Source organism: Pseudomonas sp. MRSN 12121 (genome assembly GCF_000931465.1).
GTDB lineage: Bacteria > Pseudomonadota > Gammaproteobacteria > Pseudomonadales > Pseudomonadaceae > Aquipseudomonas.
The window spans coordinates 2,662,986-2,687,444 of sequence record NZ_CP010892.1; the positions used below are offsets into that span (position 1 = coordinate 2,662,986).

General features: G+C 65.7%; 24 protein-coding genes. 12 read left to right on the forward strand and 12 right to left on the reverse strand.

Annotated features, from left to right (window positions below):
* The first annotated feature begins 136 nt into the window (after positions 1 to 136).
* Positions 137 to 409: a metal/formaldehyde-sensitive transcriptional repressor gene (locus tag TO66_RS12275; protein ID WP_044462565.1), complete on the forward strand. Its 273-nt coding sequence runs from the start codon at positions 137 to 139 to the stop codon at positions 407 to 409.
* 13 nt (positions 410 to 422) lie between these two features.
* Entirely contained in the window at positions 423 to 1,385 is a 963-nt protein-coding gene (dmeF, locus tag TO66_RS12280; RefSeq protein ID WP_044462566.1) for a CDF family Co(II)/Ni(II) efflux transporter DmeF, read from the forward strand.
* Positions 1,386 to 1,387: 2 nt separating this feature from the next.
* Here dmeF and TO66_RS12285 read toward each other — a convergent pair whose 3' ends face one another.
* The 3 genes from TO66_RS12285 to TO66_RS12295 all read right to left on the reverse strand — a co-directional run bounded on the left by TO66_RS12285 (position 1,388) and on the right by TO66_RS12295 (position 3,944).
* Positions 1,388 to 2,362: an alpha/beta fold hydrolase gene (locus TO66_RS12285; protein ID WP_044462567.1), complete on the reverse strand. Its 975-nt coding sequence runs from the start codon at positions 2,360 to 2,362 to the stop codon at positions 1,388 to 1,390.
* A 92-nt stretch (positions 2,363 to 2,454) separates the two neighbouring features.
* Positions 2,455 to 2,802, reverse strand: coding sequence for an antibiotic biosynthesis monooxygenase (locus TO66_RS12290; protein ID WP_044462568.1), 348 nt, complete (start codon positions 2,800 to 2,802; stop codon positions 2,455 to 2,457).
* Positions 2,802 to 3,944 carry a cytochrome P450 gene (locus TO66_RS12295; RefSeq protein WP_044462569.1) on the reverse strand — a complete coding sequence of 381 codons (1,143 nt, stop codon included), beginning with the start codon at positions 3,942 to 3,944 and terminating at the stop codon, positions 2,802 to 2,804. The genes TO66_RS12290 and TO66_RS12295 overlap by 1 nt, the downstream gene beginning before the upstream one ends.
* Positions 3,945 to 4,025: 81 nt before the next feature.
* Between TO66_RS12295 and TO66_RS12300 the strand changes: the two genes are divergently transcribed.
* The 6 genes from TO66_RS12300 (at position 4,026) to TO66_RS12325 (ending at position 10,551) form a co-directional block, all read left to right on the forward strand.
* Entirely contained in the window at positions 4,026 to 4,799 is a 774-nt protein-coding gene (locus tag TO66_RS12300) for a helix-turn-helix transcriptional regulator (RefSeq protein WP_044462570.1), read from the forward strand.
* A gap of 68 nt (positions 4,800 to 4,867) precedes the next feature.
* Positions 4,868 to 5,365, forward strand: coding sequence for an AAA family ATPase (locus TO66_RS12305; protein WP_044462571.1), 498 nt, complete (start codon positions 4,868 to 4,870; stop codon positions 5,363 to 5,365).
* A gap of 962 nt (positions 5,366 to 6,327) precedes the next feature.
* Positions 6,328 to 7,737, forward strand: coding sequence for a circularly permuted type 2 ATP-grasp protein (locus TO66_RS12310; protein WP_044462572.1), 1,410 nt, complete (start codon positions 6,328 to 6,330; stop codon positions 7,735 to 7,737).
* A gap of 3 nt (positions 7,738 to 7,740) precedes the next feature.
* Positions 7,741 to 8,691, forward strand: coding sequence for an alpha-E domain-containing protein (locus TO66_RS12315; RefSeq protein WP_044462573.1), 951 nt, complete (start codon positions 7,741 to 7,743; stop codon positions 8,689 to 8,691).
* A complete protein-coding gene (locus tag TO66_RS12320) occupies positions 8,688 to 9,485 on the forward strand; it encodes a transglutaminase family protein (protein WP_044462574.1) in 798 nt (265 codons plus the stop codon). Before TO66_RS12315 ends, TO66_RS12320 begins: the two co-directional genes overlap by 4 nt.
* Positions 9,486 to 9,666: 181 nt before the next feature.
* A complete protein-coding gene (locus tag TO66_RS12325) occupies positions 9,667 to 10,551 on the forward strand; it encodes an N-acetylmuramoyl-L-alanine amidase (RefSeq protein WP_044462575.1) in 885 nt (294 codons plus the stop codon).
* Positions 10,552 to 10,639: 88 nt separating this feature from the next.
* On the opposite strand, the gene TO66_RS12330 is transcribed toward TO66_RS12325, so the two are convergent.
* The 5 genes from TO66_RS12330 to TO66_RS12350 form a co-directional block, all read right to left on the reverse strand.
* Positions 10,640 to 11,659 (reverse strand): branched-chain amino acid aminotransferase, encoded by a 1,020-nt coding sequence (locus tag TO66_RS12330; RefSeq protein ID WP_044462576.1) that lies wholly within the window; start codon positions 11,657 to 11,659, stop codon positions 10,640 to 10,642.
* A 286-nt stretch (positions 11,660 to 11,945) separates the two neighbouring features.
* The gene (lpdA, locus tag TO66_RS12335) at positions 11,946 to 13,337 is read right to left on the reverse strand and encodes a dihydrolipoyl dehydrogenase (RefSeq protein WP_044462577.1); all 1,392 of its coding nucleotides are present in this window, start codon (positions 13,335 to 13,337) and stop codon (positions 11,946 to 11,948) included.
* 3 nt (positions 13,338 to 13,340) lie between these two features.
* On the reverse strand, positions 13,341 to 14,633 hold the full coding sequence (locus TO66_RS12340) for a dihydrolipoamide acetyltransferase family protein (protein WP_044462578.1): 1,293 nt from the start codon (positions 14,631 to 14,633) through the stop codon (positions 13,341 to 13,343).
* Positions 14,634 to 15,692, reverse strand: a complete 1,059-nt coding sequence (locus TO66_RS12345; protein ID WP_044462579.1) for an alpha-ketoacid dehydrogenase subunit beta — start codon at positions 15,690 to 15,692, stop codon at positions 14,634 to 14,636. It lies immediately after the preceding gene.
* Between the two features lies 1 nt (position 15,693).
* Positions 15,694 to 16,929, reverse strand: coding sequence for a 3-methyl-2-oxobutanoate dehydrogenase (2-methylpropanoyl-transferring) subunit alpha (locus TO66_RS12350; RefSeq protein WP_044462580.1), 1,236 nt, complete (start codon positions 16,927 to 16,929; stop codon positions 15,694 to 15,696).
* 197 nt (positions 16,930 to 17,126) lie between these two features.
* On the opposite strand from TO66_RS12350, the gene bkdR reads away from it, so the two are divergent.
* Positions 17,127 to 17,615 carry a Bkd operon transcriptional regulator BkdR gene (gene bkdR / locus TO66_RS12355; protein ID WP_009048410.1) on the forward strand — a complete coding sequence of 163 codons (489 nt, stop codon included), beginning with the start codon at positions 17,127 to 17,129 and terminating at the stop codon, positions 17,613 to 17,615.
* Positions 17,616 to 17,745: 130 nt separating this feature from the next.
* On the opposite strand, the gene dapF is transcribed toward bkdR, so the two are convergent.
* Complete coding sequence (gene dapF, locus TO66_RS12360) at positions 17,746 to 18,540, reverse strand: diaminopimelate epimerase (RefSeq protein WP_044462581.1); 795 nt, start codon at positions 18,538 to 18,540, stop codon at positions 17,746 to 17,748.
* Between the two features lie 279 nt (positions 18,541 to 18,819).
* Here dapF and TO66_RS12365 point away from each other — a divergent pair, with 279 nt between their 5' ends.
* Together TO66_RS12365 and TO66_RS12370 are read left to right on the forward strand one after the other, a co-directional pair.
* Positions 18,820 to 20,493, forward strand: a complete 1,674-nt coding sequence (locus TO66_RS12365; RefSeq protein ID WP_044462582.1) for an MFS transporter — start codon at positions 18,820 to 18,822, stop codon at positions 20,491 to 20,493.
* A complete protein-coding gene (locus TO66_RS12370) occupies positions 20,490 to 21,638 on the forward strand; it encodes an HlyD family secretion protein (protein ID WP_044462583.1) in 1,149 nt (382 codons plus the stop codon). The genes TO66_RS12365 and TO66_RS12370 overlap by 4 nt, the downstream gene beginning before the upstream one ends.
* A gap of 195 nt (positions 21,639 to 21,833) precedes the next feature.
* Here the strand turns inward: TO66_RS12370 and copD are convergent, their stop codons facing one another.
* The 3 genes from copD to TO66_RS12385 all read right to left on the reverse strand — a co-directional run bounded on the left by copD (position 21,834) and on the right by TO66_RS12385 (position 23,592).
* Positions 21,834 to 22,694: a copper homeostasis membrane protein CopD gene (gene copD / locus TO66_RS12375; RefSeq protein ID WP_044462584.1), complete on the reverse strand. Its 861-nt coding sequence runs from the start codon at positions 22,692 to 22,694 to the stop codon at positions 21,834 to 21,836.
* Positions 22,695 to 22,697: 3 nt separating this feature from the next.
* Positions 22,698 to 23,060, reverse strand: a complete 363-nt coding sequence (copC, locus tag TO66_RS12380; RefSeq protein WP_044462585.1) for a copper homeostasis periplasmic binding protein CopC — start codon at positions 23,058 to 23,060, stop codon at positions 22,698 to 22,700.
* A 91-nt stretch (positions 23,061 to 23,151) separates the two neighbouring features.
* Complete coding sequence (locus tag TO66_RS12385) at positions 23,152 to 23,592, reverse strand: acetyltransferase (RefSeq protein WP_044462586.1); 441 nt, start codon at positions 23,590 to 23,592, stop codon at positions 23,152 to 23,154.
* A gap of 237 nt (positions 23,593 to 23,829) precedes the next feature.
* On the opposite strand from TO66_RS12385, the gene TO66_RS12390 reads away from it, so the two are divergent.
* Positions 23,830 to 24,450 carry a TetR/AcrR family transcriptional regulator gene (locus TO66_RS12390; protein ID WP_044462587.1) on the forward strand — a complete coding sequence of 207 codons (621 nt, stop codon included), beginning with the start codon at positions 23,830 to 23,832 and terminating at the stop codon, positions 24,448 to 24,450.
* Positions 24,451 to 24,459 lie beyond the last annotated feature (9 nt).

Genomic DNA, 24,459 nt, shown 5'->3' on the forward strand with positions numbered 1-24,459 from the left:
GACGCTAGCGTGAAGGTCGGTGGGCAGGCTGTAGGGCGATTCTGAAATACACCCGGTTAACTGGCTGCGTCAGCCTCTTGCGTTCGCCCACGGCATCGTTCAGCATGCGCGTCATATAGGTATAGGGGGTATAGGTATGTCGCACACACACGCACAAAGGGACGATCTGCTCAAGCGGGTCCGGCGCATTCTCGGTCAGGTGCAGGCGGTGGAGCGGGCCCTGGAGTCTGGCGCGGAGTGCGCCAAGACCCTGCATCTGGTGGCGGCCACCCGCGGCGCGATCAACGGCCTGATGGGGGAAATCATCGAGGCCCATGCCCTTGAGCATGTGGCCCATCCCGAACTCAGCGATGCGGAACGCGCCAAGGGCGTGGACGAATTGCTCGCCGCCATCCGCCGCTATTCCTGATAGGAGACGCCCCATGAGCCCGACTTTGCCTGCCGCAAGCTTCACCCACGATCACCATTTCCTCGGCGCCGGCCATGACGACAACGCCCGGCGTACGCTGTGGGTGGTGGCGCTGACCTTCGTCATGATGCTCGGCGAAATCGCCGCCGGTTACCTCACCGGTTCCATGGCGCTGCTGGCCGACGGTTTCCATATGGCGACCCATGCCGGGGCCCTGGGCATCGCCGCGGCGGCCTATGGTTTCGCCCGGCGCAACGCCGACAACGCGCGCTTCAGCTTCGGCACCGGCAAGGTCGGCGACCTGGCCGGGTTCGCCTCGGCGCTGATCCTCGGGCTGGTGGCCATCGGCATCGCCGGTGAATCGTTGTTGCGCCTGTTGCAGCCGACCCAGGTGGCCTTCACCGAGGCGACCCTGATCGCCGCGGTCGGCCTGGCGGTGAACATCCTTAGTGCCGTGCTGCTGTCTGGCGGCCATGGTCACCATGGCCATGATCACGGGCATCACCACGATCATCATGGCCACGAACATGCCCATGGCCATCACCACGACAACAACCTGCGTTCGGCCTACGTGCATGTGCTGGCCGACGCCCTGACCTCGGTGCTGGCCATCGCCGCGTTGCTGGCGGGGCGTTACTTGGGATGGGTCTGGCTCGATCCGGTGATGGGCATCGTCGGCGCGCTGGTCATTGCCCGCTGGGCCTATGGCTTGATGAAGTCCAGCGCGGCGGTGTTGCTCGATACCACCGACGAAGCCCTGGCCCGGGAGATCCGCGAGTCGGTGGAAGCCGTCGGCGATGCGCACATTACCGACCTGCATGTGTGGCAGGTCGGCCCGCAGGCCCGGGCGGCGATCGTCAGCGTGGTGGCGGCGGTCGGCGTCAGTGCCGAGACCATTCGACAGCGCCTGGCGCCGGTCCATGAACTGACGCACCTCACGCTCGAGTACCGCAGCGCGGCGTCCGCCGGCGAGTAACCCTAGGTCCCTGCCTGGGCGTCAGCCGGGCAGGGGTAGTGACGGCCCAGGAAATCCAGCAACCGCCGATTCACTTCCCCGGCCTGTTCGCTCTGGATCCAGTGCCCGCAATCCGCCAGCCGATGTTGTTCCAGGTGGGGCACCTTGCCGGGCATGCGCTCCAGCGTCAGGGCCTCCAGGCGGCCCACCGGGTCGCGGTCGCCGATCATGAACAGGGTGGGTTGGCTCACCTGGCGATCGCCCAGGTGTTCGGTGCGTTGCCAGTTGCGCTCGAAGTTGCGGTACCAGTTCAAGGCGCCGCGAAAACCTCGCCCTTCAAAGGTGCGCCGGTACACCGCAAAATCCTCCGGCGTGCACCAGGCGGGCGGGGCAGCGTGCGGCGGCATGCCCTCGAACAGCAGGGCCGACGGGCTTTTTTCATCCAGCAGGCGTTCGCAGTCGTGCATGAAATGCAGCAGGCTGCGGTCGATATCGGCGTCCAGTTCCCGTTCAGCGACGCCGGGCTCCTGGAAATACAGGATGTAGTTGAAACGCTCGGCGAACAGCTCGCGCATGATCGCTACCGCCGGGCGTCTGGGGCGCCCGGCGAACGGCACCGACAGGGTCACCAGGGCCCGGACCCGCTGCGGTTCCAACAGCGCCAGGTGCCAGGCCACCACCGCGCCCCAGTCGTGGCCAACGATGCAGGCGTGCTGCTGACCCAGGGCGTCCATCGCTTGCTGGATATCGGCGCACAGGGTCAGCACGTCATAGGCCGCCACGTCCTCGGGCGCGCTGCTGTCGCCATAACCGCGCATCTGCGGGATCAGCACCCGATAGCCGGCGGCCGTCAGCGGCGCGACCTGCTTGCGCCACGAATACCAGCACTCGGGAAAACCGTGCAGCAGCCACACCGGCGGCCCGTCCAGCGGGCCGGCGGCATGCAGGTGCAACTCGATGCCATTGAGTTTCAGGGCATGTTGGGTCATCGGGCTCATGATCGGTGTCCTCCCAGGTCCAGGCATGACCCTAGCAGAAGCCCGATGACCCTCTGATCACCATTCATTGGTCGAATAGGCGCCCAGCAGTGTTACCCGGCATGGGCCTGAAGGCTGTCCGCCGGCGCTTGCTCGCGCTGGGTCAGGCCATAGTCGCGCGCCACTTCGGCGACCCGCAGCCGGTAGTCGGCGAACACCTGGGTCCGCCCCAGGGCCTGGGCGGTGCGATGGCGCTCCAGGGTGCGCCAGGCCTCGACCGCTTGCTCGTCGCGCCAGAACGACAGGGACAGCAGCTTGTCCGGCTGGCTCAGGCTCTGGAAACGTTCGATGGAAATGAAGCCGTCGATCTCCAGCAGCAGCGGTTTCAATGCGGCGGCGATGTCCAGGTAACGCTGGCGATGTTGCGGGTGCGGCAGGGCTTCGAAAATCACGGCGATCATCAGTGCGACTCCGGCAGGGTGGTGAACAGGGGAATGCGCCCGTTGAGCGAGCTTTTATAGCTCCAGCCGATGGGCTGCTCGAGGGTCGGATCGCGCACCAGGGCGCCGATCACCGCGCTGGCGATGCTCAGGGCCAGGGCCTGGCCGGGGCATTGGTGGCGGCCGTTGCCAAAGCTGAAACTGCGCCGCGCCTCGCGTTCGAGCAGCAGGCGATCCGGATGCGGGTTCAATTGCGGGTCGCGGTTGGCCGAGGCCAGCAGGACCAGCACCACAGCGCCTGGCTCCAGCGTCACCCCGGCAATGCTGCAAGGGGCGGCGACGAAGCGCCGGGTGTTCTGCACCGACGGGTCGTGGCGCTGTACTTCGGCCAGCAGGTCGCCGATCCGCGCTGGCGCCGCCCGCAGTTCCGCGAGCAACTGGCGATCGTTCAGCAAGGCGCAGAGGCTGTTGCCGATCAGCCCGGCGCTGGCCTCCAACGTCTGCGACAACAGGCCGATCAGGTTGGCGATCAGGCTGTCGCGGCCCTGGGCGCCGAAGCCGTCGACGATCCGTTGCAACAGCGGGCTGATGGGCGCCCGGTCGAGCAAGACCGCGAAATGTCCAATCAAGTGTTCGGCTGCCCGGTGAGCGGCATCCCGTTGCGCCAGATGGCTGGCCGGCGACAGGCAGGCGACGAAGTCCCGGGTCAGCTCGGCCATCTCTGGCAACTGATGCGCGGCAAAGCCCAGCAGGCCGGCGACCACCGCCACCGGCAGGTGGAACTGACAGTCATGCAGCCGGGCGCCGATATCGCTCGGCAGGCCCGGCAGCAGGGCGCAGACCCGTTGCCCGATTTCCTCGGCATGCACCTGCTGCAGGCCCGGTTCGACGGCCGCGCGTGGGCAGCGTTGGCGTTCGCCTTCGTTCATTCGCATCAGCCGGGCGAACACCCGGCCGGCAGCGCCGTCGGCGATGGCCCGGGGCACCGGTTCATGGACTGGGCGCACGTGGCATTGCGGATGGGCCAGCACCGCGGCCACCGCTTCGGCGCTGCTGGCCAGCCACAGCCCCAGTCCGGGATCGAAGGCCAGCCCGCCGCGGGCCCGCAGACTGGCGTAGTAAGGGTAGGGATCGGCGTGGGTGACGGCGGTGATCGGGTCCATGATGGGCAGCCTTATTCGCGGGGGAGAAGTGTTGCTACTATCGGCAACCTGCCAGGGGCACGATTCGTTCGGGAGCGAAATATGGATGCACAGCAGCACGACAACGCCGTATCCCAGGTCGCCGCGGCTATTGCCGAGCCGGCGCGGACGAAAATGCTCTGCGCGATGATGGATGGCCACGCGCGCACCAGCACCGAGCTGGCGGCCATCGCCGATATCAGCGCCTCCACCGCCAGCGCGCACCTGGGCAAGCTCAAGGAGCTGGCCCTGGTGCGCCTGCATGTGCAGGGCCGCCATCGTTACTACAGCCTCGCCGACCCGCGCGTGGCCCAGGCCCTGGAAGCCCTGATGGTGATCGGCCGCAATGCCACGCCCGCCTTCAGCCCGCGCACCCCGGACCGGCTGCAGTTCGCCCGCACCTGCTACGACCATATGGCCGGCACCCTGGCGGTGCAGCTGCATGACCGCATGCTCGAGGCCGGGTGGTTGGTGGCGCCACAGGAGGGCGCCGCAGAGTACGTGCCGAGCCCGGCCGGCGCGGTTTTTTTCGCCAGCCTCGGGATCGATGCGCCGGCCCTGGCGACCCTGCGCCGACGCTTTGCCTGCCCGTGCCTGGACTGGAGCATGCGCCGCCCGCATCTGGGTGGTGCGTTGGGGGCCGCCTTGTTGCAGGAAGCGCTTCGGCGCAAATGGCTGACCCAGGACCTGGACAGCAGGGCGCTGGGATTGACCGCGCTGGGGCGCAAGGAGTTTGCCAGCCGGTTTGCCGTCCGGATCGAAGAGCCGGACAGTCCAGCCCGGCGTGCCGGGCGCGCTGCCACATCGGGGCGGCCGTCCGTTACCCAGGCTTCATAGCGGTTATCAACCCCTTGGCTGGCGCTACCGCCAGCCTGCGAATGCAGTCCTGGCTTGGAGCCTTCAGCATGCTTATCGTCTTCAGTGGCCTGCCCGGCAGTGGCAAGACCACCATCGCCCGGGCGCTGGCCAGCCAGCTGCGAGCCATCTATCTGCGTATCGACACTATCGAACAGGCGCTGCGCAATGGCGGGCTGGCGGAGGTCGGCAAGGCCGGGTACGAGGTCGCCAATGCCCTGGCCCGCAGCAACCTGGCCCTGGGTAATCGGGTGGTGGCCGATTGCGTCAACCCGGTCGCCGAGAGCCGCCAGGCCTGGCAGGGCATTGCCGAGGCCGAGCAGAGCCTCTTGCTCAACGTCGAGGTGGTGTGCACGGATATCGCCGAGCATCGGCGCCGGGTGGAAAGTCGTGAGGCGGATGTGCCCGGCCTGCGTCCACCGAGCTGGCAGTCGGTGCTCGATCACGACTACCAGCCCTGGAGCAGCGAGCGCTTGCGGCTGGACAGCTCCCTGCTGTCACCGGCTGAGGCGATTCGAGTCATCCTCGAACATCTGGAAACCCTGTAGTAGCGCAGCTTGCTCGCGATGGCGGCGTGCCTGATTCACCGCGACGCCTGGATCGCGAGCACGCTGCGCTCCTGCAGGTTCGGTGGGGCGGCGATAAGTCCCGGTCGATTGCACCCGATCAATAAACACGGGAATGAAGAGTTCGGCGGATAACGTCGGCGAACGTTATTCCTTCGGGGGCGAACCGTGCAAAGTCGGAAATGCCCGGTTCAGTTGTGTTCGACACTTTTACAAACTAGCGCTGGCGCAAAGCGGAAATTGCGCCAATAGTTGGCGCTATTGGCTGTTTCGTTCGCCGTTGGTGCGTTTTCCGGACCGCTAATGGTGCGCTGTTCTTTCTCTCGGCAGACCGCGTCATATCTTGCTTTGTGCAAAGCGATAACAACGGCTTTGTGAAAAATCCCCTTGTCAGGGCAAAAAAACCTTCCTCGACAGTTTCTGCACTTTTTTCGTTCGCGCCAGTGTTGTGCAAAGCCGTTCGCGAGGCTTGCCGGATAAAACGTTTCAGCCGCAACGGGCAGCGGGGCCCCGTGCCTGGTTGAAAAGAGTCGCCGGAGGGTGCTTTTTCCGCCGACGGGGACTTTATTGCCGAACCGGGCGGGGTTTGGGCACAGCGATTGCTAAAGCAGGTAAAGCGCTTTTGAAATGCCGCGAAGTGCGGAGTTTAAGTTTCGCCAAAGTTTCAAACTGAAAGTTCGGATTAAACAATCAAAGAGGAGGGAAGAGTGGCAGGACCCATGGCCGTCATTGTCGACGATTGAGTGTCGTCAATAACGCGGGAAGTTTCGCCAAGCGACTGGCGTCAATAATCGACAGGTTGCCACCGGTATATCCCGTGGAATATTCAAGACGCACAGTGAGGTGCTCAACAGAACAGTTTCCATCGTCCAGCGTAAGGCCCGGTTTATCGAGATAGAGCGTTTACATAAAAAGCCGTTTAAACCACGGCGAGGAGTTGGGGTATGTCCCGTGCTTTTTTTAACGAAATGTATGATGCCAGTGGTGGCTGCCGCCCACATTACCAGGAGTTCGCCCGTTGGCTGGCGGACACGCCCCTGGAGCTGCTGGACCAGCGTCGTCGCGAAGCCGACCTGCTGTTCCACCGCGCTGGCATCACCTTCACGTTGTACGGTGACGAGCAAGGCACTGAACGGCTGATTCCCTTCGACATCATCCCGCGCAGCATCACGGCCCGCGAATGGCAGAGCGTCGAGCGCGGTTGCATCCAGCGGGTCCAGGCACTGAACCTGTTCCTGGCCGACATCTACCACGGGCAACGCATCCTCAAGGAAGGCATCATCCCCGCCGAGCAGGTGCTGGCCAACGAGGGCTACCAGGTGGCGATGCGCGGCCTGGACCTGCACCGCAATATCTATTCGCACATCTCCGGCGTCGACCTGGTACGCGACGCCGACGGCAGTTACTACGTGCTCGAAGACAACCTGCGCACCCCCAGCGGCGTGAGCTACATGCTCGAAGACCGCAAGATGATGATGCGCCTGTTCCCCGAACTCTTCGCCGCGCAGCGCGTGGCGCCCATCGACCATTACCCGAACCTGCTGCTCGACACCCTGAAAAGCTCCAGCCCGCTGGACAACCCGACGGTGGTGGTGCTGACCCCGGGGCGCTTCAACAGTGCCTATTTCGAGCATGCGTTCCTCGCCCGGGAGATGGGCGTGGAACTGGTGGAAGGCGCCGACCTGTTCGTGCGCGACGACCGCGTGTTCATGCGCACCACCTCCGGCGCGCAAGCGGTGGACGTGATCTACCGGCGCCTCGACGATGCCTTCCTCGATCCCTTGTCGTTCAACCCCGACTCCATGCTCGGCGTGCCCGGGCTGATCGCTGCCTACCGCTGCGGCAATGTGGTGCTGGCCAACGCGGTGGGCACCGGGGTGGCGGACGACAAGTCGATCTATCCCTACGTCGACGAGATGATCCGCTTCTACCTGAGCGAAGAGCCGATCCTCAAGAACGTGCCCACCTGGCAATGCCGCAAGCCCGCGGAACTGTCCCATGTGCTGGCCAACCTGCCGGACCTGGTGGTCAAGGAAACCCAGGGCTCCGGCGGCTACGGCATGCTGGTGGGGCCGGCGGCCACGGCGGCGGAAATCGAAGACTTCCGCGCCCGGCTCAAGGCCCGCCCCGAGGCCTACATCGCCCAGCCGACCCTGTGCCTGTCGACGTGCCCGACCTTCGTCGAGAACGGCATCGCGCCGCGGCATATCGACCTGCGCCCGTTCGTCCTGTCGGGCAGCGAAACCCGCCTGGTGCCGGGCGGGCTGACGCGCGTGGCTTTGCGCGAAGGCTCGCTGGTGGTGAACTCGTCGCAGGGCGGCGGCACCAAGGACACCTGGATCGTGGAGGACTGAGCCATGCTTTCAAGAACCGCCGCGGACCTCTACTGGATGTCCCGTTACCTGGAGCGTGCCGAGAACCTGGCGCGCATGCTCGAAGTCAGTTACTCGCTGTCGCTGATGCCCCAGGCGGGGCGCAGCGACGGCCATGCCGAGCTGGCGATGTCGCTGCTGGCCGCCGGCACCCTGGACGATTACCGGCAGCGCCACGGCGAGCTGAACACCGAGCGCATGCTGCACTTCTTCGCCCTCGACGAGAACAACCCGGGCAGCATCTATTGCTGCCTGCGGGCGGCACGCACCAACGCCCATGCGGTGCGCGGGCGTATCACCGCCGACATGTGGGAAAACATCAACGCCACCTGGCTGGAGATGCGCAACATCGCCAAGAGCGGTCTGGGACGCTACGGCATCAGCCACTTCTGCGAGTGGGTCAAGGAGCGCTCGCACCTGTTCCGCGGCGCGACCTCGGGCACCATCATGCGCAACGACGCCTACTGCTTCATTCGCCTGGGCACCTTCATCGAGCGGGCCGACAACACCCTGCGCCTGCTGGATGCGCGCTATGAAATGTTCGGCGAGGAGTCGGAGGAGGTCAGCGACAATTCGGCCCGCGGCTACTACCAGTGGAGCGCCTTGCTACGCGCGCTGTCTTCGTTCGAGGCGTTCAACGAGATCTACCGCAACGCGCCGGGCGCCGAGCAGGTGTCCGAAATGCTGCTGTTGCGCGCCGACGTCCCGCGCTCGCTGCATGCGTGCGTCGAGGAGCTGGACCAGATCCTCGCCAGCCTGCCGGGCGACAACGGCCGCCCGGCCCAGCGCCTGGCCGCCGAGCTGAACGCGCGGCTGCGCTACACCGGGATCGACGAGATCCTCGCCTCGGGGCTGCACCTGTGGCTGAGCGAGTTCATCGGGCAGATCCGTCATCTGGGGCAAAGCATCCACGAATCCTATCTGGAGGTTGTATGAAACTGTCCATACGCCACGACACCACCTACAGCTACGCCGACGAAGTCTGCACCAGCATCCAGTTCCTGCGCCTGACCCCGCAGGACAGCGAGCGCCAGCACATCCTCGAATGGCACCTGGAGCTGCCGCGCCGGGTGCGCAGCCAGCTCGATCCCTACGGCAACGTCCTGCATGTGCTGACCATGGACGAACCCCACGGCGCGCTGGTGCTGACGGCCTACGGCCAGGTGGAGATCGACCAGGACCGGGAAATGGAGCACGACAGCCAGTCGCCGCTGCCGTTCCTGCGCAGCAGCCCGTTGACCCGCGCCGACGCCGCGCTCGGCGCCTTTGCCGTGCAGCATTGCGGCACGCGGCGTGATCGCGCGGCGCTGATCGAGCTGATGCAGGCCCTGGCCGCGCACATGCCCTACAGCCCGGGCGCGACCACGGTGGACACCACCGCGGCCGAGGCTTTCGCCAACCGGGCCGGGGTCTGCCAGGACCATACCCACGCGTTCCTGGCTTGCGTGCGCAGCCTGGGGATTCCGGCGCGTTATGTCTCCGGCTACCTGTGCACCGAAGATGAAAGCCACCTGGCCAGCCACGCCTGGGCCGAGGCCTGGCTCGACGACGGCTGGTACAGCTTCGACGTGACCAACTGCCTGGCGCGCCCCGAGCGCCACCTGAAACTGGCGGTCGGCCTGGATTACCTGGACGCCTGCCCGGTGCGCGGCATGCGCCGCGGCGGCGGTGCCGAGCACATGCAGGCGCGAGTCCAGGTGAGCTCGATGTTCCAGGTGCAGCACCAGTAATCGGGTCTGTAGGAGCGAGCGGGCGGCGATCCGTCTTGCCCGCGATAGCGCTGTGCCTGACCCACCGCGGCATCTTTAGGACTTATCCTAAAGACTGCTCTACCTCCCGCTCTCTAGCATTCCAATCCCCCGCGAGCCTCGGCGACGCGGGGTAATGGAAAGCAGAATTCAAGGGCGGTATATGCACAAGTACACGGCTGTTTTGGGGCTGGCACTGGCGATGGCCGGGTGCGCCGGCCTGCAGCAAGACAAGGCCGACGCAACGCTCACGGCGAAGAACGGCTATGCGATCTCGACCGGCGAGCAGGCATTGGCGAAGAACAATCGGATTCGTTTCCTGGTGCTGCACTACACGGCGCTGGATGAGGAAAAATCCCTGGAAGTGCTGACCCGTTCGGAGCTGGTCAGCGCCAATTACCTGATTCCCGAGGAACCCAAGGCCCACAAGGGCCTGCCGGTGGCCCACCAGTTGGTCGATGACCACGACCGGGCCTGGCACGCCGGGGTGAGCCAATGGAAAAACCGCAGCAACCTGAATGACACCTCGCTGGGGATCGAGATCGTCAACGCCGGCTGGGACCAGGACAGCGGGCAGCTGCTGGGCACGCCCTACGGCGAGCGGCAGACCGAGCTGCTGATCAGCCTGGCGCGGGACCTGATCGAGAAGTACGACATCCAGCCGACGGACATTGTCGGCCACTCGGATATCGCGCCGGGGCGCAAGATCGATCCGGGGCCGCACTTTCCCTGGAAGCGACTCGCCGAAGCCGGCGTCGGTGCCTGGCCGGACGCGCCCACCACCGACCACTACCTGGCCCGTTTCAGCGTTACGCCACCGAGCATGGTGCAGGTGAGCAAGGCCCTGGAAACCTATGGCTACGGTTATCTGGACCAGGGCCTGGAGGTCGTGGTGAAGGCGTTCCAGATGCGTTTCAACCAGCAGCAGGTCAGCGGCGTGGTCGACCTCAAGACCGCGGCCATCCTGTTTGCCCTGATCGACAAGTATCACGGTCAGGAAAAGGTCCGGGACATTCTCCAGCCTGCAGAGGTTGCCGAGCTCGGCTAGGGGCGCTTGCGGCTATAGAGGGCGACCATGAAAAAGCCCGCCGATCACCGAGGTGAAGGGCGGGCTTTCTTGTGGCCGGGAGGGCAGGTCAGACCTTGACGATCCAGCCCGCTGGCGCTTCGACGTCGCCGGTCTGCACGCCGGTCAGCTCCTTGTAGAGCTTCTGGGTGATCGGGCCGACTTCCTTCTCGCTGTAGAACACGTGCAGCTTGTCCTGGTACTCGATGCCGCCAATCGGCGTGATTACCGCGGCGGTCCCGCAGGCGCCGGCTTCCTTGAAGTCCGCCAGCTTGTCGATCAGCACGTCGCCTTCGACGACTTCCAGGCCCAGGCGGGTCTGGGCCAGTTCGATCAGCGACAGGCGGGTGATGCCCGGCAGTACCGATGGCGACTTCGGCGTGACGAATTTGTCGTCGTGGGTGATGCCGAAGAAGTTGGCCGAACCGACTTCCTCGATCTTCGAGTGGGTCAGCGGGTCCAGGTAGATGCAGTCGGCGAAGTGCTTCTTCTTGGCCTCGGAGCCCGGCATCAGGCTGGCGGCGTAGTTGCCACCGACCTTGGCCGCGCCGGTGCCCTGGGGCGCCGCGCGGTCGAAGGTGGAGATCAGGAAGTTGTGCGGGGTCAGGCCGCCCTTGAAGTAGGCACCGACCGGAATGGCGAAGATCGAGAAGATGAACTCGGGGGCGGTACGCACGCCGATGTTGTCACCCACGCCGATCACGAACGGGCGCAGGTACAGCGCGCCGCCGGTACCGTAAGGCGGGATGAAACGCTCGTTGGCGCGTACTACTTCCTGACAGGCGGCGATGAATTGTTCGGTGGAGACCTGCGGCATCAGCAGGCGGGCGCAGCTGCGCTGCATGCGCGCGGCGTTCTGGTCCGGGCGGAACAGGTTGATCGAACCGTCCTTGCAGCGGTAGGCCTTGAGGCCTTCGAAGCACTGCTGGCCATAGTGAAGGGCAGTGGAGCCTTCGCTGATGTGCAGCACGTTGTCTTCAGTCAGGGTGCCTTTGTCCCACTCGCCGTTCCGCCAGTGCGACAGATAGCGCTTGTCTGTCTTGATGTAGTCAAAACCCAGCTTGTCCCAATTGATGCTTTCGTTACCCATGACACCCTCTATCGCTTAACAACCGTCGCAACGGCTCAAGGCTTCTGACGTTATTTTGGATGGGCACAACAATACTGCATTCCGGGGGGCCACCGCATCCCGGGCGATGGGAGGGTGAGCAAAAAAACTTAGCCTGCTCATGAATCCTCCCGTCACCCCACGAAGGGCGCTCTGCGTAGGAGCGAAGCTTGCTCGCGATAGCGTCGGCGCGGATGGCTCGATTGCTCTGGCGTGGCCGCTGGCCCTATCGCGGGCAAGCCTCGCTCCTACAGGTCCGGTGTTGCGTTTACAGGTGCAAGGCGTGGCCCAGGGCGCGCAATGCCGCTTCCTGCACCGCCTCGCCCAGGGTCGGGTGGGCGTGGATGGTGCCGGCGATATCCTCCAGGCGCGCACCCATTTCCAGGGACTGGCCGAAAGCCGTGGACAGCTCGGACACGCCGACCCCCACCGCCTGCCAGCCGACAATCAGGTGATTGTCACGGCGTGCCACCACCCGCACGAAACCGTTTTTCGATTCCAGGGTCATGGCGCGGCCGTTGGCGGCGAACGGGAAGCTCGAGACGATGCAGTCCAGTCCGGCAGCCTTGGCCTCGTCCGGGGTCTTGCCGACCACCACCAGTTCCGGGTCGGTGAAGCACACCGCGGGAATGGCCGCCGGGTTGAATTCCCGGTGCTGGCCTGCGATCAGCTCGGCGACCATCTCGCCCTGGGCCATGGCCCGGTGCGCGAGCATCGGTTCGCCGGCGACGTCACCGATAGCCCAGACGTTGCGCATGCTGGTCTGGCAGCGGCGGTCGATCTTGATCGCCGCGCCGTTCATGTCCAGGTTCAGGGCCTCGAGGTTCCAGCCCTGGGTGTTCGGCTTGCGCCCGACCGCCACCAGCACCTGGTCGGTGTCCAGGTGCAGGCTGTCGCCGTTCGGGGCGCGCACCTGCAGGGTGTGGTTGCCGGCATCGAAACCTTCGACGCTGTGCTTGAGGTAGAGCGTGATCCCCAGTTGCTTCACCGAGTCCAGCACCGGCTGGGTCAGCTCGGCGTCATAGGCCGGCAGGATGCGCTCCTGGGCCTCGACCACGCTGACCTCGGCGCCGAGCTTGCGGTAGGCGATGCCCAGCTCCAGGCCAATGTAGCCGCCGCCGACCACGACCAGGCGCTTGGGCAGGGCCTTGGGCGCCAGGGCCTCGGTGGAGGAGATGATCGGCCCGCCGAGCGGCAGCATCGGCAGGTTGACGCTTTTCGAGCCGGTGGCCAGCAACAGGTGTTCGCACTGGATACGGGTGTCGGCGCCTTCGACCTCCACGGTCTTGCCGTCGATGACCTTGGCCCAGCCATGGATCACCTGGACCTTGTTCTTCTTCAGCAGCGCGGCGACGCCGGTGGTCAGGCGGTCGACGATGCCGTCCTTCCATTCCACGCTCTTGCCGATGTCCAGGGTCGGCGCCGCCACCGTGATGCCCAGGGCCGAGCCCTGGCTGTGGTGGCGGGTCTGCTGGAACTGCTCGGCGACATGGATCAGCGCCTTGGACGGGATGCAGCCGATGTTCAGGCAGGTGCCGCCCAGGGCCTGGCCTTCCACCAGGATGGTCGAGATGCCCAGCTGGCCGGCGCGGATCGCCGCCACGTAGCCGCCGGGACCGCCGCCGATGATCAACAGTTGGGTCGTGAGGTTGTGTTGCATGCCTTACTCCAGGAACAGACTGGCAGGTTGTTCGAGCAGGCCGCGAATGGCCTGGATGAAGAGCGCCGCGTCCATGCCGTCGACCACCCGGTGATCGAAGGAGCTGGAGAGGTTCATCATCTTGCGGATCACCACCTGGCCTTTGATCACCATGGGGCGTTCGACGATCTTGTTCACCCCGACGATCGCCACTTCCGGCAGGTTCAGCACCGGGGTGCTGACGATGCCGCCCAGGGCGCCGAGGCTGGTCAGGGTGATGGTCGAGCCGGACAGCTCGTCCCGGGCCGCCTTGCCGCTGCGCGCGGCGGTCGCCAGGCGCGCGATCTCCGCGGCGCTGTCCCACAGGCTGCGGGCCTCGGCGTGCTTGACCACCGGCACCATCAGGCCGACATCGCTCTGCGTGGCGACCCCGACATGCACCGCGCCGTGGCGGGTGATGACCTGGGCTTCGTCGTCGTAGCGCGCGTTGATCTGCGGGAAGTCGCGCAGGGCCACGACCATGGCCCGTACCAGGAGGGGCAGCAGGGTCAGCTTGCCGCGAGTGGCGCCGTGCTTTTCATTGAGGTGCGCGCGCAGTTCTTCAACGGCAGTGACGTCGATCTCCTCGACATAACTGAAGTGGGCGGCGCGCTGGGTGGCGTCCTGCATGCGCTGGGCGATCTTGCGGCGCATGCCGATCACCGGGATCCGTTCCTCGTCGTGACGCTCGGCATAGCCGGCCGGCGCCGAGCCGCTGCGGGCGTTGTGGCTGCCCTGGGCCAGGTAGGCGTCCAGGTCTTCGTGGAGGATGCGTCCGGCCGGGCCGCTGCCCTGGACCAGGCGCAGCTGGATACCCAGGTCCAGCGCATGCTTGCGCACGGCGGGGGAGGCCAGCGGACGTTCGTCGGCGTCGCGGGCTACCGGCGCCTGGGGCGCGGGGCGGCACGCGGCGGCCGGTTGGCTTTCGACCACGGGCGCGGCTTCGACTTTGGGTGCCGACGCTACGGCTGGCGCGGCCGCTTTGACCGCCACCGGCTCGCTGGCCGCCTGGTCCGAGGCCTTAACGTTGCCAGCCCCTTCGACCTCGATGCTGATCAACACACTGCCCACCGCCATGACTTCACCGGGCTGGCCGCCCAGGGCAATGACCTTGCCATGCACCGGCGAGGGGATGTCGACCATGGCCTTGTCGGTCATGACGTCGGCCAGCACCTGGTCCTCGACCACCAGGTCGCCGACCTTGACGTGCCACTGCGACAGTTCTACTTCCGCGATGCCTTCGCCGATGTCCGGCATCTTGATGACGTGCGTGCCCATTCAGACCTCCATGACCCGTTGCAGCGCCGCGCCCACTCGGGACGGCCCTGGGAAATATGCCCATTCCTGCGCGTGGGGATACGGCGTATCCCAACCGGTGACGCGCTCGATAGGGGCCTCCAGGTGATGGAAGCAATGCTCTTGCACCAGCGACACCAGCTCGGCGCCGAACCCGCAGGTGCGGGTGGCTTCATGGACCACCACGCAGCGGCCGGTCTTCTTCACCGACTTGACGATGGTGTCCAGGTCCAGCGGCCACAGGCTGCGCAGGTCGATGACCTCGGCGTCGATGCCGGTTTCCTCGGCGGCCACTTGCGAGACATACACCGTGGTGCCGTAGGTCAGCACGGTCACGTCCTTGCCCGGGCGGGCGATGGCGGCGACGTCCAGCGGCACCTTGTAGTAGCCGTCCGGCACCTGGGCCGAAGGATGTTTCGACCAGGGGGTTACCGGGCGGTCGTGGTGGCCGTCGAACGGGCCGTTATACAGGCGCTTGGGTTCGAGGAAGATCACCGGGTCGTCGTTTTCGATGGAGGCGATCAGCAGGCCCTTGGCGTCGTAGGGGTTGGATGGCATCACGGTGCGCAGGCCGCAGACCTGGGTGAACACCGCCTCGATGCTCTGGCTGTGAGTCTGGCCGCCGTAGATGCCGCCGCCGCAAGGCATGCGCATGGTCAGCGGCGCGGTGAACTGGCCGGCCGAGCGATAACGCAGGCGCGCGGCTTCGGAAATGATCTGGTCGGTGGCGGGGTAGACGTAGTCGGCGAACTGGATCTCGGCCACCGGGCGCAGGCCGTAGGCGCCCATGCCCACGGCGACGCCGACGATGCCGCTTTCGGAGATCGGCGCGTCGAACACCCGCGAGGTGCCGTACTTGGTCTGCAGGCCTTCGGTGCAGCGGAACACGCCGCCGAAATAACCCACGTCCTGGCCGAACACCACGACGTTGTCGTCACGCTCGAGCATCACATCCATGGCCGAGCGCAGGGCCTGGATCATGGTCATGGTGGTCGTGGTCATGGCGGTTTCCAACTGGATATTGTTGTTGTGATCGTTCATGTCAGATTCCCAGTTGCTGGCGTTGGCGCTTGAGGTGCTTGGGCATTTCCTTGTAGACATCCTCGAACATGGTCGCGGCGCTGGGGATCTGCCCGCCGGCGAGGGTGCCGTACTGCTCGGCCTGCTTCTGTGCGGCGACGACTTCGGCTTCCAGCTCGGCGCTGACCGCGGCGTGTTCCTCTTCGGACCACTGGCCGAGCTTGATCAGGTGCTGCTTGAGGCGGGCGATCGGATCGCCCAGGGGGAAGTGGCTCCAGTCGTCGGCCGGGCGGTACTTGGACGGGTCGTCCGACGTCGAGTGCGGGCCGGCGCGGTAGGTGACCCACTCAATCAGGGTCGGGCCGAGGTTGCGCCGGGCGCGTTCGGCGGCCCAGCGCGAGGCGGCGTAGACCGCGACGAAATCGTTGCCGTCGACCCGCAGGGAAGCGATGCCGCAGCCGACGCCGCGTCCGGCGAAGGTGGTGGCTTCACCGCCGGCGATGGCCTGGAAGGTGGAGATCGCCCACTGGTTGTTGACCACGTTGAGGATCACCGGCGCGCGGTACACGTGGGCGAAGGTCAGGGCGGTGTGGAAGTCCGACTCGGCGGTGGCGCCGTCGCCGATCCAGGCCGAGGCGATCTTGGTATCGCCCTTGATTGCCGAGGCCATGCCCCAGCCCACGCCTTGCACGAACTGGGTGGCGAGGTTGCCGGAAATGGTGAAGAACCCGGCCTCTTTCACCGAGTACATGATCGGCAGCTGGCGGCCCTTGAGCGGATCGCGCTCGTTGGACAACAGCTGGCAGATCATCTCCACCAGTGGCACTTCGCGGGCCATCAGGATGCTTTGCTGGCGGTAGGTGGGGAAGCACATATCGTCGATGTTCAGCGCCAGGGCCTGGGCGCTGCCGATGGCTTCCTCGCCGAGGCTCTGCATGTAGAACGACATCTTCTTCTGGCGCTGGGCGACCACCATGCGGTTGTCGAAGATCCGCGTTTTGAGCATGGCGCGCATGCCCTGGCGCAGGATCGCTACGGGCACGTCGGCGGCCCAGTCGCCAAGGGCATTGCCCTGGTCGTCGAGCACGCGGATCAGACCACGGGAAAGGTCCGCGGTGTCGGCCGGTTCTACATCGATTGGGGGTTTGCGTACCGTACCGGCGTCGGTCAGACGCAGGTAGGAAAAGTCGGTTTTACAACCGGGACGGCCTGAGGGTTCGGGCACGTGCAGGCGCAGCGGTTCGTACGCTTGGGTCATGGCTTGTCTACGCTCGATCTTGTGAATTTCTTGTAGTGGGCGCGCTGAGCTGACAGTCATTCCTTGGGTAAAGGAAATCTTGTCCTACAACAATCATAGGCCGGGCCAAGGAGAATATTTATCTCTGTTTCGTTGCGCTTGAGACGATTTGCAGATAAAAAATCTGCATAAACATAAAAAACAGGCTGATTTGTCTCATGCGCAAACTCGACCGTACCGACATCGGCATTCTCAACAGCCTTCAAGAGAATGCCCGCATCACCAACGCCGACCTGGCGCGTTCGGTGAACCTTTCGCCCACCCCGTGCTTCAACCGCGTGCGTGCCATGGAGGAACTGGGGCTGATCCGCGAGCAGGTGACCCTGCTGGATGCCGACCTGCTGGGGCTGCACGTCAATGTGTTCATTCACGTCAGCCTGGAGAAGCAGGTGGAGGAAGCGCTGCAGCACTTCGAAGAGGCGATCGCCGACCGCCCGGAGGTCATGGAGTGCTACCTGATGGCCGGCGACCCGGACTACCTGATCCGCGTGCTGGTGCCGACCATCCAGGCCCTGGAGCGGTTCATGATGGACTTTCTGACCAAGGTGCCCGGGGTGGCCAATATCCGCTCCAGCTTCGCCCTCAAGCAGGTGCGCTACAAGACCGCGCTGCCGTTGCCGGCCAATGGGTTGACGCTGGGGAATTGAGGTCGTGTAGGGCAGGACCGGCCTCATCGCGGGCAAGCCTCGCTCCTACGGGGTGCGCGTCGCTTCTGTAGGAGCGAGCGGGCGGCGATCCGACTTGCCCGCGATGAGGACCGCCCAGACACCGTCGATCTCAGATCGTCCCGCCGAACACCCGCTCCACGCTGCCGGCCAATTGCACCTTGCCCACCCCGTCCCAACTGACGGTGACCGGCCCGCCATCGCAGATCACCTTGACCGGGCTGTCCAGCAGGCCGCGGCGGATGCCGTTGACCGCCGCGCCGCAGGAGCACGAGCCGGAGCCCAGGGGAATGGCGCCGTTGCGTTCCCAGATGCGCAGGCGAATGGTCTGGCGGTCGATCACCTGGACGAAATGCACGTTGGTCTTGTGCGGGAACAGCGGATGCGCCTCGATCTGCGGGCCCAGGGTCGCTACCTCGATGGCGTTCAGGTCTTCGACGAAAAACGTGCAGTGCGGGTTGCCCATGCCGCACGCCGCCGGCTCGCCAGGCAGCGGCAGGGCCAGGCTGTCCAGGGCGCGGGCCAGTGGAATGTCTTGCCAGGCCAGTTGCGGCACCCCCATCTCCACCGACACCGACCGATCGTCCAGGCGCCTGCAGTGCAGGATGCCGCGGGCGGTTCGCACCCGCACCGAATCCGCGCCGCTTTCCCTCATCAACAGGTCGGCCGCGCCGCGGGTGGCGCTGCCACAGGTGTCCAGGCTGGAACCATCGGCATTCCAGAAGGTCAGTTGCGCCGCCGTCTCGGGGCAATCGCTGAGCACCACCAGTTGATTGAAACCCACGCCGCGGTGACGGTCGCCCAGGCGCCTGGCCAGCTCGGCGGTCATCGGGTTGTTGCGCCCACGGGCATCGACCAGCACGAAGTCGTCGCCGTTGGCATGCAGCTTCTGAAAGGGCAGGGACATGGCGGGCTCGCGAAGGCACGGGGGACGGCCGATTCTAGGGCGCGCGCGGCGGCAATGATAGGTGCGCGCCGAGGTAGCCTGGCGTCGGCGCCACGGGCATTTCGTCAGGCTGGCGGCCCATGGGTGAAAAAAACCTTCGCGCTGTGATGACCTTTAAATAAAGTTCGTCAATCGAGCCTGGCGCTTGCCGGCATCCCACGGTTTTGCGGCACACTGCCGGGCAACCGCAACACCTCTTAAGCGTCCGCCACCTGGGCGCAGATGGAACAAGGTCACTGAATGGATAGCTACACCCCACACAAGTGGCAACCCCACGAAAAACCCAGCTTGCCCGGTTCGCCCTCGACCCCGCTGCACCCCACCCACAAGCGCCTGGCCTATGCCCTGGTCGGCTTGCTGGTGGCGATCACCGGTGGCCTCGGCAACTCCCTGGTCGTCGCCAACCTGCCGTACCTGCAAGGCGCGCTGGGCGCGACCACCGCGGAAATGGCCTGGCTGCCGGCGGCCTACGTGATGACCAACGTGTCGATGAACCTGCTGCTGGTGAAGTTTCGCCAGCAGTTCGGCCTGCGCGCCTTCACTGAAGTGTTCCTGGTGCTCTACGCGCTGGTGACCTTCGGCCACCTGTTCGTCAACGACCTGAGCTCGGCGATTGCCGTGCGCGCCGCCCACGGCATGGTCGGCGCTGCCCTGAGTTCCCTGGGCCTGTACTACATGGTCCAGGCGTTCCCCGCCAAGTGGCGGATGAAGGCCCTGGTGCTGGGGCTGGGCGCCTCGCAGCTGGCCTTGCCCCTGGCCCGGCTGTTTTCCGAGGACCTGCTGCAGATCGCCGAATGGCGTGGGCTGTACCTGTTCGAGCTGGGACTGGCGCTGGCGTCGCTGGGCTGCGTGTTCATGCTCAAGCTGCCGCCGGGCGACCGCTTCCGCACCTTCGAGGCACTCGACTTCCTGACCTTCGCCATCCTCGCCAGCGGTGTCGCGCTGCTCTGCGCCGTGCTGTCCCTGGGGCGCATCGACTGGTGGCTGGAGGCGCCCTGGATCGGCTACGCCCTGGCGGGCTCCATCGTGCTGATCTTGCTGGGCCTCGCCATCGAACATAACCGCAGCAACCCGATGCTGATGACCCGCTGGCTGGGCAGTGGCGCGGCGATCCGCCTGGCCCTGGCGGTGATCCTGATCCGCATGGTGCTGTCCGAACAGTCCACCGGCGCGGTGGGGTTCCTCCAGGCCCTGAACATGAGCAGCCAGCAGATGCGCCTGCTGTACGGGGTGATGCTGCTGGGCGCCATCGCTGGCCTGGCCACCAGCGCCCTGACCATCAACCCGTCGCACTTGCTGATGCCGCTGATCATCTCCCTGGCGCTGATGGCCGTGGGGTCGGTGATGGACAGCTTCTCCAACAACCTCACACGCCCGGCCAACATGTACATCAGCCAGTTCCTGCTGGCCTTCGGCGGGACCTTCTTCCTCGGCCCGACCATGGTCCTGGGCACGCGCAACGTGTTGACCAACCCGCGCAACCTGGTGAGTTTCTCGGTGCTGTTCGGCATCTGCCAGAACCTCGGCGGGCTGATCGGCGCGGCGCTGCTGGGGACTTTCCAGATCGTGCGCGAGAAGTACCACTCCAGCCATATCGTCGAGCAGCTGGTGATGATGGACCCACGGGTCCTGGGTCGGGTGCAGAGCGGCGCGGCCGCGGTCGGCAGGGTCATCGCCGATCCGCAGGCCCGCGAGCTGCAAGGCATGCGCAGCCTGGCCAGCGCCGCCACCCGCGAGGCCAACGTGATGGCCTACAACGATGTGTTCATGCTGATCGCGGTGATCGCCGTGCTGACCATGATCTGGATTTTCACCCGCAGCCTGTGGCTGATGAGCACCACCCGGGCGGTCACGCCCGCTGCTTCCAGCCCGACCCCGACTCCCGTTCAACCCAGCGGTGCCATTTCTTCATGACCCAACCGACCCAGACCACCACCAACGCCATTGCCTCGACTCCGGAAGGCAGCGCGCCGCCGGCCTCCACGCCGATCACCGAGCCGCGTTCGCTGCGGGTGCGGATCATCTCGTCCCTGGGCTTCGCCGCGATCGCCATCACCGGCGTGTTGATCGTTCTGTACGCCTGGCAGCTGCCGCCGTTCAGCAGTGCCGTGGAGAGCACCGAGAACGCCCTGGTGCGCGGCCAGGTGACAATCATCGGGCCGCAGCTCAGCGGCTATGTGTTCGAGGTGCCGGTGCAGGACTTCCAGTTCGTCAAGCAGGGCGACCTGCTGGTGCGCCTTGACGACCGCATCTACAAGCAGCGCCTGGAACAATCCCTGGCCCAGCTGGCGGTGCAGAAGGCCTCGCTGGCCAATGTGGTGCAGCAGCGCAACAGCGCCGAAGCCACCATCAAGCTGCGCCAGGCGGCGCTGGCCGACAGCCAGGCCCAGGCGCGCAAGAGCACCGCCGACCTGCGGCGCAACGAAGCCTTGATCCAGGACGGTTCGGTGTCGCAGCGCGACCTGGACGTGACCCGCGCCGCCAACGCCCAGACCGTGGCCGCGGTGGCCCAGGCCCAGGCGCAACTGGATATCGCCCGCCAGGACCTGCAGACGGTGATCGTCAACCGCGGTTCGCTGGAGGCGGCGGTGGCCAATGCCGAAGCGGCGGTGCAGCTGGCGCGGATCGACCTGTCCAACACCCGCATCACCGCGCCGCGCGACGGCCAGCTGGGGCAGATCGGCGTGCGCCTGGGGGCCTATGTCAACTCTGGGGCGCAGCTGATGGCGCTGGTGCCGGACCAGCTCTGGGTGATCGCCAACATGAAGGAAACCCAGATGGACAACGTGCGCATCGGCCAGCCGGCGAGCTTCACCGTCGATGCGCTCAACCACCGTAAATTCCACGGCCATGTGCAGCGCATCTCGCCGGCCACCGGTTCGGAGTTCGCCCTGTTGCAGGCCGACAACGCCACCGGCAACTTCGTCAAGATCGCCCAGCGCGTGCCGGTGCGCATCACCGTCGACCCCGACCAGGCCGAAAGCGACCGCCTGCGCCCGGGGATGTCGGTGGTGGTCAGCATCGACACCGCCGCCGAACCCCAGCCCCCCACCGAATAACCCTGTAGCCCTGTAGCTCTGTAGCCGCTGCCGAGCCCTGGCGAGGCTGCGATCGGCCGCGAAGCGGACGCAAAACAGGCACCGCCGAGAGTCAGTTACACCGCGTCGCCAGGTCTACGGGGCTGCGTCGGAATGCCGCCCACCCGATCGCAGCCTCGCCAAAGCTCGGCAGCGGCTACAGGGGCAGTGAAAGGTTCAGGGGATAAGGGGCGGCAGGGTGCCGAGCAGGGACACGGCGGCCACGGCGGCGATGCCCAGCAGCCATTCCAGGGCGACGCTGGCGCGCAGGGTGCTCAGGTGTCGCTGGCAGTCCCGGGTGCGCAAGCGGTTGAACAGGGCCAGGGCGAACATGCCCAGCACCAGCAGCACCTTGATCAGCAGGATCAGGGCGAAGCCCGAAAACAGCGGCGTCGGCCACAGCTGCCCGGTCAGCACCCGGACATTGATCAGGCCGGTGACCAGCAACCCGGCCACCAGCCCGTAACCCACGCCACTGAAACGCCGCAACACCTGTTCCAGCGGCGGGCCGTCCGCTTGCCGCAGAATCATCAGCAGCACCAGCAAACCGCCCAGCCACAGGCTGACGCAGCCCAGGTGGACGATCTGGTTGAGGATCAGCAACTGCCCGCTCAGGCCGTCGAGCATCGCGCCGTGGCCCACCGGGGCGAGGGTGGCCAGCAGCAGGGCGGCGAGGGTCAGCCGTAGCGCCGGCCGCTCGCCCAGGCGGGTCAGCAGCCACACCAGCAGCGCGGCATTGAGCAGCAGATGCCAGCTCCACACCTGGCCGAAAAAGGTCTTGCCCAGCACCAATCGCAGGGTGGTCGGGTCCAGGGCGGCGGAACCGCTGCCGGCCATGCTGGCGGTAATCAGCAGCAACCAGCTGGCGCCGCTGGCCAGGGCGATCGCGGCCAGCCAGCGACCGAGCCGGGCCAGGTTGCGATCCACGGCGGCACAGGGCGTACGCCCCAGCAGCAGGGGCCTGAACCCCCAGGCCCCAAACAGCAGCAGGACCGCCGCGAAATGCACGAAGCGGCAGAGCACCAGCAGGGTCGACATCGGTTACTGGCCGACCTTGAAGCGGTAGCTGCCTTCGCTGGTGTGGGTGTCGACCGACACGGCGTGCCATTCGACCTTGTAGGCGCCCGCCGCCAGCGGCGCTGCCGGGGTCACGACCAGGGTCTTCTGGTCGGCGCCTTCGGTGGCCAGGGCCTTGACGGCGACCGGCGCGCCGTCCTTGCTCAGGCTGACTTTGGTGAAAGCCGCCTCGACGCCTTCGGAGAACACCAGGCGCAGTTCGCCCGGCGCGCTGACGGTGCTGTCGGCCGCCGGGGTCTGGCTTTGCAGGTGGGCGTGGGCGAAGGCCGAGGAAGCGGCGGCGAGGGAAGCCAGCAGGGCGCTGGCGGTCAGCAATCGTTTGAACATGGCAGATACCTTTTGCAGTGAGCCGGGCAGGGAATGCGCCGAGCAGTATAGAAAGAGCGACGAGGCCGCTGGATGAAACATCGTTGCGCCCTCAAGCGGGCTTGAGGCGCATGTGGATGATCGGGAACGGATGGCCCTGGCCATCGGTTTGCGAGCGGCCGGTCTCTTCGAAACCGTAATGCCGATAGAAACCGTGGGCCTGGGGGTTCTGTTCATTGACGTCGACACTGAGCCGCGGCTGCAGCGCGCGGGCATGGTCCAGCAATTGGCGACCAATACCCTGGCCGCGATGGGCCGGTTCGATGAACAGCATTTCGACTTTTTCCTGGTCGGTGCCGATAAAACCGGCCGGGGTGCCGTCGGCCAGCTCCAGCAGCCAGACATCGAGGGTCGGCAGGTAGCTGTCGCGCACCAGCGGGAAGAACAGCTGGATATCGTCTTCGCCAAGGAAGTCGTGGGTCGCGCGCACCGAGCGTTCCCAGAGGGCGGCGAGGGCGACATCGTCGGCAGGGCGGCGTTTTCGAATGGGCATGGGCATGATCCATGGAGGCGTGCAAGGTAGCCGGAGCGCGGGGCGTTCGGCGTCGGAGACGGCCTGCATGTCCGTGTCGCGAATCAACGCCTGGACGGAACACTTCAGGATCCCGGGAAGTCAGGAGGCAGCGATCCTAACCAAAGGGCCGCGCCGGGAAAAGCATCGCGCAGGAAGTTTCGTTTTTGTACGAGGGCCGGTGGTAGTCTTGCCTCAGACTGTTTTCAGGGAGCCCACATGGGCAATCACAAGATCGGGATCCGTCGCAGCAACGTCGAGAAAATCCTCCTGGCGGCAGAAAAAGTGTTCGCCGAAAAAGGCTTCGGCGGCACCGCCATGGCCGATATCGCGGCCGAGGTGCAGCTGCCGCGCTCCAACCTCCATTACTACTTCAGCACCAAGGGCGAGCTGTACAGCGCGGTACTGCTGGAACTGCTGGAATTGTGGAAGCAGGACGCCCTGTGCTTCGAGCGCTTCGACGATCCGCGGGTGGTGCTCAGCAGCTACATCCGCGCCAAGATGAACCATTCGCGCAGCCGGCCTCATGGCTCGAAGGTCTGGGCCAACGAGATCATCCATGGCGCACCGACCCTGGGCGAGGCGCTGGATGCCAGCCTCTACGACTGGGCGAAGATGAAGGAAGCGAAGATCCGCCAGTGGGTCGAGGACAAGCGCATCCTGCCGGTGGAGCCTTCGAGCCTGTTGTACATGATCTGGGCCTCGACCCAGCATTACGCCGACTTCGACCACCAGATCACTACCCTCAACGACCACCAGCCGCTGTCGGACATGCAGTTCGAAAAAGCCGTGCAGACCGTGACCAGCGTGATCCTGCGCGGGATCGGGCTGGAGCCCTGAAACCTCCGC